This window comes from Streptomyces sp. T12, assembly GCF_028736035.1.
Lineage (GTDB): Bacteria > Actinomycetota > Actinomycetes > Streptomycetales > Streptomycetaceae > Streptomyces.
In genome coordinates this window covers 4,341,661-4,354,460 of the sequence record NZ_CP117866.1, presented here as the reverse complement: position 1 = coordinate 4,354,460, position 12,800 = coordinate 4,341,661, and the positions used below count along the sequence as shown (strand labels likewise).

11 protein-coding genes are annotated in these 12,800 nt (G+C 70.1%); 2 read left to right on the top strand and 9 right to left on the bottom strand.

Annotated elements, in window-relative coordinates; all coding sequences use genetic code 11:
* Positions 1-53 precede the first annotated feature (53 nt).
* From PBV52_RS19300 to PBV52_RS19290, 3 genes are all read right to left on the bottom strand, one after another.
* Complete coding sequence (locus PBV52_RS19300; protein ID WP_274239737.1) at positions 54-1,271, bottom strand: Ig-like domain-containing protein; 1,218 nt, start codon at positions 1,269-1,271, stop codon at positions 54-56.
* A gap of 169 nt (positions 1,272-1,440) precedes the next feature.
* Positions 1,441-2,469, bottom strand: coding sequence for a P1 family peptidase (locus PBV52_RS19295; RefSeq protein ID WP_274239736.1), 1,029 nt, complete (start codon positions 2,467-2,469; stop codon positions 1,441-1,443).
* Between the two features lie 59 nt (positions 2,470-2,528).
* The gene (locus PBV52_RS19290; RefSeq protein WP_274239735.1) at positions 2,529-3,767 is read right to left on the bottom strand and encodes a low temperature requirement protein A; all 1,239 of its coding nucleotides are present in this window, start codon (positions 3,765-3,767) and stop codon (positions 2,529-2,531) included.
* Positions 3,768-3,893: 126 nt separating this feature from the next.
* Between PBV52_RS19290 and PBV52_RS19285 the strand changes: the two genes are divergently transcribed.
* Entirely contained in the window at positions 3,894-4,076 is a 183-nt protein-coding gene (locus PBV52_RS19285; RefSeq protein WP_274239733.1) for a hypothetical protein, read from the top strand.
* Positions 4,077-4,080: 4 nt separating this feature from the next.
* Here PBV52_RS19285 and mscL read toward each other — a convergent pair whose 3' ends face one another.
* From mscL to PBV52_RS19255, 6 genes are all read right to left on the bottom strand, one after another.
* Positions 4,081-4,539 carry a large conductance mechanosensitive channel protein MscL gene (mscL, locus tag PBV52_RS19280; protein WP_274239732.1) on the bottom strand — a complete coding sequence of 153 codons (459 nt, stop codon included), beginning with the start codon at positions 4,537-4,539 and terminating at the stop codon, positions 4,081-4,083.
* A 147-nt stretch (positions 4,540-4,686) separates the two neighbouring features.
* Positions 4,687-5,247 carry a hypothetical protein gene (locus PBV52_RS19275; RefSeq protein ID WP_274239729.1) on the bottom strand — a complete coding sequence of 187 codons (561 nt, stop codon included), beginning with the start codon at positions 5,245-5,247 and terminating at the stop codon, positions 4,687-4,689.
* 149 nt (positions 5,248-5,396) lie between these two features.
* On the bottom strand, positions 5,397-6,239 hold the full coding sequence (locus PBV52_RS19270) for an S-methyl-5'-thioadenosine phosphorylase (RefSeq protein ID WP_274239727.1): 843 nt from the start codon (positions 6,237-6,239) through the stop codon (positions 5,397-5,399).
* A 77-nt stretch (positions 6,240-6,316) separates the two neighbouring features.
* A complete protein-coding gene (locus PBV52_RS19265; protein ID WP_274239725.1) occupies positions 6,317-6,649 on the bottom strand; it encodes an FmdB family zinc ribbon protein in 333 nt (110 codons plus the stop codon).
* Between the two features lie 67 nt (positions 6,650-6,716).
* On the bottom strand, positions 6,717-8,009 hold the full coding sequence (locus PBV52_RS19260; RefSeq protein WP_274239724.1) for an MFS transporter: 1,293 nt from the start codon (positions 8,007-8,009) through the stop codon (positions 6,717-6,719).
* A gap of 237 nt (positions 8,010-8,246) precedes the next feature.
* Entirely contained in the window at positions 8,247-9,797 is a 1,551-nt protein-coding gene (locus PBV52_RS19255) for a potassium/proton antiporter (protein WP_274239723.1), read from the bottom strand.
* Positions 9,798-10,025: 228 nt separating this feature from the next.
* On the opposite strand from PBV52_RS19255, the gene PBV52_RS19250 reads away from it, so the two are divergent.
* The gene (locus PBV52_RS19250; protein WP_274239722.1) at positions 10,026-12,791 is read left to right on the top strand and encodes a penicillin acylase family protein; all 2,766 of its coding nucleotides are present in this window, start codon (positions 10,026-10,028) and stop codon (positions 12,789-12,791) included.
* Positions 12,792-12,800: the final 9 nt, after the last annotated feature.

Here is a 12,800-nt window from a genome sequence, read left to right as displayed (position 1 = left end):
CGCGCGACCCGACGAACTGTCAAGAATCCCTGCTCGGACGGTACTTCAGTGGATCACGCGGCGCTGCCCGCGACCCATTCGCTCCACGCCATGTTCCAGCCGTTGAGCCCGTTGTCCGGCGTGACGGCCTTGTCGGGGGAGTTCTTGACGATCACCACGTCGCCGAGGATCGAGTTGTCGTAGAACCACTTGGCGGGGGTGTCTCCCTGCCCGCCCTGCATGTCCCGCAGGCCGACGCAGCCGTGGCTGGTGCCCTGGCTGCCGAAGGGCGGGTTGCCCTTGTTGTACCAGTAGTTGCCGTGCAGGAAGGTCCCCGACTGCGTCAGTCGCATCGCGTTCGGTACGTCCTTGATGTCGTACGCGTCGGCGAGGTTGACCGTGCGGCTGTCCATGCGCAGCTTCTTGTACTTCTCGGAGATCACCATCTGCCCGTTGTAGGTGGAGAACTCCGAGCTGCCCGCCGAGATCGGCACGGACTTGAGGGTCTTGCCGTCGCGCACGACCGTCATGGTCTGCGTGTTCACGTCGACGGTGGACACCTGCGAGCGGCCGATGGTGAAGGTGACCGTCTTCTTCTGCACCCCGCGGATGCCGTTCGCGCCCTCGACGCCGTCCAGGTCGATCTTCATCGTGACCTTGGAGCCGGCCTTCCAGTACTCCTCGGGCCGGAAGTCGAGCCGCTGCGTCCCGAACCAGTGCCCGACGACCTGCTGCCCGCTGCTGGAGGTGACCTTGATGTGCGACTGCACGGCCTTCTTGTCGCTGATCGCCTTGTCGAAGTTGAACGACACCGGCATGCCGACACCGACCGTGGTGCCGTCGTCGGGTGTGTACGTCCCGATGAAGCTGTCGGCCGAAGAGACCGTGGTGAAGTCGGAGTCGGCGGCGGCCGTGCGCCCTTCGTCGTCCTTCGCGGCGGCCGATATCTGATACTTCGTCCCCCGTTCCAGCTGCTCCTTCGGCTGCCAGCTGCCCCCGTCGGCGGACAGGGAACCCGGCACGGCCTGCCCGGTCCCCGCCACGGTCATCTTCACGTCGGTCAGCTTGCCGTCGCTGACCTTCACGCCGGTCGTGTTGATCGACGCGCCTGTCGAGCCGTCCTTCGCCGAGATCACGATCTTCGCGGCGGACGTCTTGGAGGAGTCGCTGCCCCCCTTGTCGTCGTTGTCGGCGTTGGCGCTCCCACCACAGGCGGTGAGGGTCAGGGCGCCGATCATCAGGGCGGCACAGGCCCCCAGTGCGCGCCGCGCTGCTATGTCCGGCGTTGTCACGAGCTGCTCCAGTTCTTACGATCTGCGGGATCCGTTCCGTTCCACGGTGGAAGAGGCCACCGTCACCGGACCGGGTTCCCGCCGTTCGCGGTGAATGCCATCACGTGACACAACCGCGACAATCGACCACGCGGAGCAGGCGCCACCCCCTCAGTGTTGCCCCCTGCCGTCAGCGCTCCCCGTACAACTCCCCGTACGACGGCCACACTCCACCCGGTCCGTCCACCGACTCGGCCGCGCGCACGGCACGCACGATCGCCCGCGTCACCGCGTCCGCGCCCGCCGCGAGAAGCTCGTTCAGCGCGAGCGGGTGCCCGGCGTCCAGCGGCCGCTCCCCGGTGGCCAGCGCGAACACGGTGTCCCCGTCATTGAGCAGATGCACCGGCCGCAGGGCGCGCGCGATGCCGTCGTGCGCCGTGCCGGCCAGTTTCTGCGCCTGCGCCTTCGACAGGTCCGCGTCGGTGGCGACCACCGCGAGCGTGGTGTTCAGCGGGGGCGGCGCGCTCTTCGCCGCGATCTCGGCGAGCCGCGCCCGCGCGGCCTCATGGACCTGCTCCTGCGGATAGTCCACGCGCCCCTGGAACAACTCCCCGTACAGCACCCCCGTCTCCGGATCCACCGCCGCCCCCGCCGCGTTGGCCACCACCAGCGCCGCCACCGTGATCCCCGAGTCGAGAACGACGCTCGCCGTGCCGACCCCGCCCTTCACCGACCCGACCGTCGCCCCCGTACCGGCGCCCACGCACCCCTGCGACACGGGTGCCCCCGCCTCGCTCGCCGCGGCCTCCTCGACCGCCGCCCGCCCGGTGTCCGCGTCCGGCCTCGCCCGGAAGTCGCCGCCCCGGCCCAGATCGAAGACGCAGGCCGCGGGCACCACCGGCACGACGTGCGCCGGATCCACCCCCACGCGCACCCCGCGCCCCCGCTCCTCCAGCCAGGCCATCACCCCGGACGCCGCGTCGAGCCCGTACGCGCTGCCGCCGGTCAGCACGATCGCCTCGACCTTCTGCACGAGGTTGCGCGGATCGAGCGCGTCGGTCTCCTTGGTGCCGGGACCGCCACCGCGTACGTCCACGGCTGCGACGGCCCCGCCCTCGGGTGCGAGGACGACCGTGGTGCCGGTGAGCCAACCGTCGCCTTTGCGCGTCGCGTGCCCCACGCGCAGCCCGGCGACATCTGTCAGAGCGTCAACTGTCATGGGGCCAGTCTCGTCCAGCACCCGGCGCGGTCCCGCGATGTCCGGCCACGCGGGGTTGGTCAGGCGACCGGCGCCCGCGCCGCCGTCCCGCGCTCCCGGGCCGACCTGCGTGCCGTCAGCGTCTCCCCGGTCGCCACCGCCCCCGCCGAGACGAGGCCGGCCGCGAGCACCGCCCAGTCGCCCAGGAACGTGCAGCAGATCACCAGCAGGGCCGTGGTCGGCAGCACCAGCTGCTGGGCGATGCCCACCTTGAAGTACCGCGAGTGCAGCGCCCAGACGGTGAGCAGATAGAGCGCCGTCGGCAGGGTCACCGCCGCCGACGCGGCCAGCGTCGAGATGTGCGCCTTGCCGACGACCTGCTCGACCGCCACCTCCAGGCCCGCGCCGATCGCGGCAGCCGAGGCGAAGACCAGATAGTGGCCGTAACCCCACAGGAACGCCTGCCTGTTGGAGCGCAGGTGGCCGTGGATCGGCACCACGAAGTAGATCCACCAGGCGGCGAAGATGATCAACAGCCCGCCGGCCGCGATCGGCAGCAGGTCGCCGAGTGCGTCGTTCTCGTCGATGCCGGTCTTCACGGCGACCGTGGCCGCGGCGATGGTCTCGCCGAGCACGATGATCGTGAACAGCCCGTACCGCTCGGCGATATGGCGCGGATGCCAGGACGTGGGATGGTCCTTCTCCGCGTACGGCGGCACACACATCTCCAGGATCGCCATCACCAGGAACACCCAGGGCCTGGCCTCCTCGGGCAGGACCACCAGCCCCAGCCAGCCGATCTGGCACAGCAGCACGCCGACGGCGTACCGCAGGGCCATCGTCCTCTCCGGGCCCTCGCTCGACCTGGCCGCCCGCAGCCACTGCGTCACGAGGGCTAGGCGCATGATCACGTAGCCCAGCAACACCGCCAGGAACTCGTGGTCCTCGAACGCCCGGGAGACCCCGGCCGCCAGGACCAGCACACCGGCGATCTGGACCAGGGTGACGACCCGGTAGAGCACGTCGTCGTTGTCGTACGCCGAGGCGAACCAGGTGAAGTTCATCCAGGCCCACCAGATGGCGAAGAACACCATCGCGTAGTTGAGGATCCCCTCGCCCGCGTGCCCCTCGGCGACGGCGTGCACCAGCTGCATACCCGCCTGGGCGATGGCCACGACGAAACACAGGTCGAAGAAGAGTTCCAGCGGCGTGGCGGCCCGATGCGCCTCGCCACGGCCACGGGCCGCGAGTCTGCGCAGCGGTCGGCGGCTTCCCGGTGTGCGGGGGGAGTCCGGCGCGGGAGTCGAACTGGACGTCATGGGGTCAAGCACAGCAGATGGGGCGGGGAATTTCTTGCGAAGGGATCACCAGCGCGCAAGCGCGGGGACCGCCGCCGGGAGGCTTGTCGCCGTGGAGGGCCGTCGTGCGGGCCGTACCCTGGACGCATGAGTAACGCCCCCGCCTCCGAGCCGCGCGAGCCGAAGCCCGCGCTGATCTTCGACGACCCGCTGGACCAGCAGTCCTCGGACGACACGGACCGCGGGTGGGGCGACCGGCCGGGCAGCGACGGCGACAGCGCGGCCGACCTGAAGCGCTTCCTCGACGAGAAGCCGCCCCACCACCTCTGAGCCGTTACCGCTCGTCGTGCCCCGAACCGCGCTGCGCCACCAGTGCGTCGCGGATCTCCTTGAGCACCTCCAGCTCGGTCACCTCGATGACCTCGTGGGCGCCTTCCTTCGCCTTCCTGCGGGCCTCGGCCCGGGCCAGGTACTTCGCCATCGGCAGGACCATCAGGAAGTAGACGACGGCCGCGGTGATCACGAAGCTGAGGGTCGCGCCGAGGACCGAGCCCCACAGGATCTGGATCCCCTGCTCGCCCTCGCACGACGAGCTCAGGCACGAGCTGTAGTGATCGAGGTTCTTGGTGCCGATCGTGCCGACCAGCGGGTTGATGATCCCCTTCACCACCGCGTTGACGATGTTGGTGAACGCGGCACCGATGACCACCGCCACGGCCAGATCGACGACGTTCCCGCGCATCAGGAAGGCCTTGAAGCCGTCCCAGATGCCCGGATCCTTCTTCTCGCTCACTTCGGAGCCTCTCCTCGCGCGCACAGGTTGCGGAACAAACCGCTCCGCAACCTACGTCAGGGCTAGGCCATCCTGTCCAATTACGCCACCGGAATGAGGGACTTGACAGGGCCTTGAATGCCATGCGCACGACACGTGCGGTCCGGCTCAGCACAGCGTCACCGCCAGCCGTCCCGCAGCGCTCGCCCCCGCGAGGCGCGCCGCGGTGGCACGCGGCACCGAGAGCACGACCAGCGCCCCACTCTCGGTCGCGGCGTCCAGCGGTTCCGGCACCTTCGTCACCCGCGCCCCATGCGCGACCACATGGGCGTCGCCACCCGTCGCGGTGTCCTCCGCGGCGATCACGTCGACCCGGTCACCGGGCCGCAGCAGCCGCACGGTTGCCCCGTCGTCGATCCGCACCGGCGCGGACACCCGCTCGACCGCCTGGTGCCGGTGTACCGGCTCCGCCACCGGATGCCCGGGCGCCCCGTCGGCCCCCCGACCCGCTTCCCGCGGGCCCGCCGCCACGAGCGCCGCCGCGGTCACGGCGAGCCCGGCTGCCACCGCCCGCCTCCGGTGCCGTGTGAGCCGGCGTGGTCGATACCGCCCGCCGCGTACCCGTACGGGGGCGAAGTGCGGCACCTCGCACGTGGCCGGAGCGTCCGTGCCCGGTGGGAGCGGAGCAACGGGAGAGGAAGAGGGAAAGGGCGACTGAGCCACGGACATGAGGACACCACCTGCGACGACGGAACGGCTTGCGAGCCCACGATGAGGCATCGCGCCGCAGCCCGCCGGGCCCGGTGGACTACCGGCCGGTTGTGGAAAACTCCCCCACCCGAACGAGGACTTCCGCCCGCCGCAGAGCCCTACGAGCCCTACGGCAGCTCGAACCCCGGATTCATCCCGCCCAGCGCATTCGTGCACAGGCAGTCCCGCTCCTCGTTCGCCGGCAGCGCGGCCACCGCGTCGAAGAGCACGCCCCGCAGCCGGTCCACGTTCGCCGCGAACACCTGCAGCACCTCGTCGTGCGAGACGCCCTCTCCGGTCTCGGCGCCCGCGTCGAGGTCCGTGACCAGCGTCAACGAGGTGTAGCAGAGCTCGAGTTCGCGGGCGAGGGACGCCTCGGGGTGGCCGGTCATGCCCACCACCGACCAGCCCTGGGCCTGGTGCCACAACGATTCGGCACGGGTCGAGAAGCGCGGCCCCTCTATGACGACCAGCGTGCCGCCGTCCACCGGCTCCCAGTCCTGTCCGCGCGCCGCCTTCAGTGCGACCGCGCGTCCGGTGGGGCAGTAGGGGTCGGCCAGGGAGACGTGCACCACGTTCGGCACGGTGCCGTCGGGCAGCGGCAGCCCGTCGAAGTACGTCCCCACCCGGGACTTCGTACGGTCGACCAGCTGGTCCGGCACGAGCAGGGTGCCCGGCCCGTACTCCGGACGCAGGCCGCCCACCGCGCACGGGGCGAGGACCTGACGCACGCCGAGCGAGCGCAGCGCCCAGAGGTTGGCCCGGTAGTTGATCCGGTGCGGCGGCAGATGGTGACCGCGTCCGTGCCGGGGCAGGAAGGCGACCCGTCGGCCGGCGATCTCGCCGAGGAAGAGGGAGTCACTGGGCGGCCCGTACGGGGTGTCCACCTGTATCTCGGTCACGTCGTCGAGGAACGAGTAGAAGCCGGAGCCGCCGATCACGCCGAGTTCTGCGTTCGCCTTGTTCGCCATGCTCGCACCCTAACCGCCTCCTCGAACGCCGAGGACCCCGTCGCCGCAAGACGACGGGGTCCCGTAAGAAGCAGGTGTTACGCGGCGGAGCTGCTGGAGGAGCTGCCGGCGCTCGACGACTTCGAGTCCGAGGACGACGAAGAGGACGTCGAGGAGGACGAAGAAGAAGAGGACGAGTCCGACGAGGAGGACGTCGACGGCTTCGACGACGCCGGCGAGCTGCTCGACGAGGAGCCGCGGCTGTCGTTGCGGTAGAAGCCGGAGCCCTTGAAGACGATGCCGACCGCGGAGAACACCTTCTTGAGGCGGCCCTGGCAGCTGGGGCACTCGGTCAGGGCGTCGTCGGTGAACTTCTGCACCGCCTCGAGGCCCTCGCCGCACTCGGTGCACTGGTACTGGTAGGTCGGCACTGTCTTCCTCCTGGCACTCTCACTCGATGAGTGCTAACGACGGTCCATAGTGACGTATTCCCGCCGCTCAGTCCACTGCTACCGGGACTCGGTGACCGACGCCACGTGCGACGGTACGGCCGCGGGGCCGCGCCGCCAGCCGCGAGCGCAGCGCCACCAGGGTCGCCAGGGCGAGCAGTGTCCCGCCCATCGGCACCAGGAACCCGGCGCCGCCCCAGAAGCGGTCCTCCAGCTGTCCGGCGACCGTGACGGCGGCGGCCTGGCCGAGCGCCACCGCGCCCGTGAGCCAGGTGAACGCCTCGGTGCGGGCACCGGCCGGAACCAGGTCCTCGACCAGCGTGTACCCGGTGATCAGCGCGGGCGCGATGCACATGCCGACCAGCAGACCGAGGCCGGCCAGGACGAGCACCGAGTGAGCGGCCCACAGGCCGGACGCGGCCAGCGCGAGGGCGGCGTATCCGACGAGCAGCCGGCGCTGCGGGGCCACCTTCCACGCGATGGCGCCGCAGGCGATACCGGAGAGCATGTTGCCCGCGGCGAAGGTGCCGTACAGGACGCCGTTCAGGCCGGGCTCGCCGATCGACTCGCTGAAGGCGGCCAGGGAGACCTGCATGCCGCCGAAGACGGAACCGATGCCGAGGAAGGTCACGATCAGCACGCGCACACCGGGGACGCGCAGCGCGGAAGCGTGCTCCACGCGTGCGTGCCCGTCGACGGTGACCGAGGGCTGGGTGCTCTTCTGGGCGGCGAACAGCAGACCGCCGAGCAGCGTGAGTGCGGCCTCCGTGACCAGGCCCGCGGCCGGGTCGACGGCGGTGCACAGGGCGGTGGCCAGCAGCGGGCCGACGACGAAGGTCAGCTCGTCCGTGACCGACTCGAAGGCCGCCGCGGTCGTCATCAGGGGCGAGCCCTGGAGCTTGACGCCCCAGCGGGCCCGCACCATGGGCCCGACCTGCGGCACCGAGGCACCGGTCGGCACGGCGGCCACGAACAGCGCCCACAAGGGGGCGTGGTTCAGGGCGAGCGCCGTCAGGGTCAGGCCCGACAGCGTGTGCACCAGCACGCCGGGGATCAGCACGGTGCGCTGCCCGTAGCGGTCGGCGAGACGGCCGCTGTAGGGCGCGAACACCGCCATGGAGACGCCGGTGACGGCCGCGGCGGCGCCCGCCGCACCGTAGGAGCCGGTGGTGTGCTGCACGAGCAGCACGATGGAGATGGTCAGCATGGCGAACGGCTGGCGCGCCGCGAAGCCGGGCAGCAGGAACGTCCAGGCGCCGCGGGTGCGCAGCAGCTGTCCGTATCCCGGGCGGGAGGAGGCCGACGAGTCCTTCGACGGCTCGATGGTGACCGTGGATGCCACGGCCCGTGCCTTTCTGCCGCCTGGTAGCGCGGCCCCGTCGGGTGGGGGGCGGCGCCGAGAGCTGTCCTGTCGCGCGGAACTGCGGTAGATGCCGGTGCCCACTGAGGAAGGGCGTCCCGGCCGCCATACGGTCGCGCCAGCTCTGCGTCAGGCAGAGGTGGTTTGATCTGGGTGACGCCTGCATAGTACAGGGAACAGCGGCTGTCGCACCTGTGAAAATGAGCACTGCCCGGTGCTTCACCTGCGATTGGGGCGCCCGGTCTCGGTCGTCCCGTTCGTCCCCAGCCACCCGGCCAGCTTGCCCCCGGCCCCCACGGCGCGCAGTCGGCGCTCCGCGGCGTCCCGTACCGGATCCGTGGCGACCACGAGCAGCTCGTCCCCGAGCCGGAGCACCGTCGTCGGCAGCGGAACGAACGATTTTCCGTCGCGGACGACGAGGGTGACGGCGGCCCCGGCGGGCAGCCGCAGCTCGTTGACCTCGACGCCGTGCATCTTCGAGCCGTCGGGGATCGCGACGGACAGCAGGTGTCCGCGCAGCCGCTCCAGCGGCGCCGACTCGATGCCGAGGTCGGCGGCCTCGGGGCCCTGGCCGAGGTGCAGCATGCGGGCGAGCCAGGGCAGCGTCGGCCCCTGGATCAGGGTGTAGACGACGACCAGGACGAAGACGATGTTGAAGATGCGGCGGCTGTCCTCGACGCCGCCCACCATGGGGATCGTCGCCAGGATGATGGGTACGGCGCCGCGCAGCCCGGCCCAGGACATCAGCGCCTGCTCCCGCCAGGGCACCCGGAACGGCGTCAGGCACGCGACGACGCTCAGCGGGCGCGCCACCATCGTCAGCACCAGCCCGATGAGCAGTGCGGGCAGGATGTCGTCGCCCAGCTCGTGCGGGGTGACCAGCAGGCCGAGCAGGACGAACATGCCGATCTGGGCGATCCAGCCGAGCCCGTCGGCGAACCCGCGCGTGGCGGGCCAGTGCGGCAGCCGCGCGTTGCCCATCACCATCGAGGCCAGGTACACGGCCAGGAAGCCGCTGCCGTGCGCCGAGGCGCCCGCCGCGTACGCGGTGACCGCGATGGCCATGACGGCGATCGGGTAGAGGCCGGAGGCGGGCAGCGCCACGTGCCGCAGGCCCCAGGCGCCGAGCCAGCCGACCGCGATGCCGATGGCGGCGCCGATGGCCAGCTCCAGCATTATCTCGCCCAGCAGCGCGTACCAGTGCTCGATCGGACCGGACTGGGAGAAGGCGACGACCAGGATCACCACGGGGGCGTCGTTGAAGCCGGACTCGGCCTCCAAAGTGCCCGTCACGCGCGAGGGGAGGGGGATCTTCCGCAGGACGGAGAAGACCGCGGCCGCGTCGGTCGAGGAGACGACCGCCCCGATGATCAGCGACTGCCGCCATTCCAGCCCGACCAGGTAGTGCGCGGCCGTCGCCGTGACCCCGACGCTCACCGAGACCCCGGCCAGCGCCAGCGCGGAGGCGGCCGGAAGGGCCGGCTTGATCTCCTTCCACTTCGTGCCGAGACCACCTTCGGCCAGGATCACGACCAGCGCCGCGTACCCGATGACCTGGGTCAGTTCGGCGTCGTCGAAGCGGATGCCGCCGATGCCGTCCTGGCCCATGAGCACGCCGATGCCCAGGTACACGAGCAGGCTGGGGAGCCCGCTGCGCGAGGAGATCCGGACCGCTGCGACGGCGACGAGCAGGACGAGCGAGCAGACGAGCAGGAGCTGGTTGAGGTCGTGGACAGTCAGCGGCCGTTCCCTTCCCTGGCCCGCGCGCACACGCGCGTGGGCTCACGTACATAGGACACGAAGTGGCGGTTCTCCGCACCCAAGTACTTCGTTACCTTACCTAACTCTTGACGATTTCTTGACACTCGGCGGTGCATGATCGAACGTCCGTCCGTGCTGGTTCCCTACTCCGCGTCAAGTTGGACTGGGCCCTGCGCCTATGGTTGCTCCAGCACTCCAGGACCGCCTGCCGCTCGCGTTAGGACAGCAAGGACAGCGATGCCCCCCAACACCACCGCCTCCACGGGTCAGCAGCCCGGCAAGTCCGGCAGGAAGAAGGGGCGCAGAGCCCGTCTGATGCTCCTAGTGCTGGTGCTGGCCCTCATCGGAGGCGTCACCGGCGGGGCGTACTGGTCCATCAGCACCGTCCGGGCATCCTTCCCGCAGACCACGGGCTCCCTCACGCTCGCAGGCCTGTCCGGGCCCGTCGACGTGAAGCGCGACGACTACGGCATCCCGCAGATCTACGCCTCCTCCGACGAGGACCTGTTCATGGCGCAGGGCTACGTCCAGGCGCAGGACCGGTTCTACGAGATGGACGTGCGCCGCCACATGACGTCCGGGCGCCTGTCGGAGATGTTCGGCAAGAGCCAGGTCGACAACGACGAGTTCCTGCGCACCCTCGGCTGGGACCGGATCGCGCAGCAGGAGTACGACAAGACGCTGTCGGCCTCCACCAAGAAGTACCTCCAGGCCTACGCCAAGGGTGTCAACGCCTACCTGGACGGCAAGGACAACAAGGACATCTCGCTGGAGTACGCGGCCCTCGGGTTCACCAACGACTACAAGCCGCAGAAATGGACCCCGGTCGACTCGATCTCCTGGCTGAAGGCGATGGCCTGGGACCTGCGCGGCAACATGCAGGACGAGATCGACCGCGCCCTGATGACCAGCCGCCTCGGCCCCAAGGAGATCGCGGACCTGTACCCGGACTACCCGTACGGCCGGAACAAGACGATCGTCCAGACGGGCCGGTACGACGAGGTCACCAAGACGTTCCAGCAGAACGGCGGCACGTCCTCCGCGGGTTCGTCGACCGGCGGCTCCACGAGCGGCACGTCCTCCGCCTCGGGCACCGCCGGCCTGCAGAGCCAGCTGTCGGGCCTGCAGAACGTCCTGGACGACCTCCCGACGGCCGTCGGCGTGAACGGCAACGGCATCGGCTCCAACTCCTGGGTGGTCCGCGGGAAGTACACCATCACCGGCAAGCCGCTGCTGGCGAACGACCCGCACCTGTCGGCGTCGCTGCCGTCCGTCTGGTACCAGATGGGCCTGCACTGCCGCTCGGTCTCCAGCGCGTGCCGGTACGACGTCACCGGCTACACCTTCGCGGGCATGCCCGGCGTGGTCATCGGCCACAACCAGAACATCGCCTGGGGCATGACCAACTCCGGCGTCGACGTCACCGACCTCTACCTGGAGAAGCTCTCCGGCGACGGCTACCTGTACGACGGCAAGACGGTGCCCTTCATCGCGCGCGAGGAGACCATCAAGGTCGCCGGCGGCTCGCCCAAGAAGATCGTCGTCCGGGAGACCAAGGACGGGATGCCGCTGCTGTCCGACCGCAGCAGCGAACTCGTGAAGGTCGGCAGGAAGGCAGCCGTCGACACCGCCGCCCCCGACCGCGGCGACGGCTACGGCATAGCGCTGCGCTGGACCGCGCTGGACCCGGGCACCTCCATGGACGCCGTCTTCGCCATGGGCAGGGCGGCGAACTGGAGCGACTTCCGAGCCGCGGCCACCCTGTTCGACGTGCCCTCGCAGAACCTGATCTACGCCGACACCAAGGACAACATCGGCTACACGCTGCCCGGAAAGATCCCCACGCGCGCGCAGGGCTACGACGGCTCCGTCCCGGCGCCGGGCTGGGACGCCAAGTCCCGCTGGACCGGCTACATCGACCAGGACGAGCTGCCGTACGAGTACAACCCGGCGCGCGGCTACATCGTCACCGCCAACCAGGCCGTGGTCGACCAGGCCAAGTACCCCTACACGCTCACCACGGACTGGGGTTACGGCGCCCGCAGCCAGCGCATCACCGACCTGATCCAGTCGAAGATCGACGACGGCGGCAAGATCTCCACCGACGACATGCGTCAGATGCAGCTGGACAACAGCAGCGAGATCGCCAAGCTGCTGGTGCCCAAGCTGCTGAAGATCGACATCGACGACAAGGACGTCCGCCAGGCGCAGGAGCTCCTGGAGGGCTGGGACTACACCCAGGACGCCGACTCGGCGGCGGCCGCCTACTTCAACTCGGTCTGGCGCAACATCCTCAAGCTCGCCTTCGGCAACAAGCTGCCCAAGGAGCTGCGGGTCGAGGGCCAGTGCCTGTGGGTCGATCCCGTGAACACCACCGGCCCCGCGGACGAGACGCAGAAGGTGCGCGAGTGCGGTGAGCGCGAGGCCGACCAGGCGCAGCCGGACGGCGGCGACCGCTGGTTCGAGGTCGTGCGCACCCTCATGGAGGACCCGAAGAGCGACTGGTGGACCACACCCAAGTCGCTCACCCGGCCGCGCGCGGTGCACAACCGTGACGACCTGTTCAAGCGCGCCATGATCGACGCCCGCTGGGAGCTGACCGCCAAGCTCGGCAAGGACATCGACACCTGGAGCTGGGGCCGGCTGCACCGCCTGTTCCTGAAGAACCAGACCCTCGGCACCGACGGCCCCGGCTTCCTGCAGTACGTCCTCAACCGCGGCCCCTGGAAGCTCAGCGGCGGCGAGGCCACGGTCAACGCCTCGGGCTGGAACGCCGCCGGCGGCTACGGCGTCGTCTGGGTGCCGTCGATGCGGATGGTGGTCAACCTCGGCGACCTCGACAAGTCGAAGTGGATCAACCTCACCGGTGCCTCCGGGCACGCCTACAGCGCCCACTACACCGACCAGACGGACAAGTGGGCCGACGGCGAACTGCTCGACTGGTCCTTCTCGGACGGCGCGGTCGACGAGAGCACGAGCGACACCCTGGTGCTCAAGCCGTGACCCACTGAC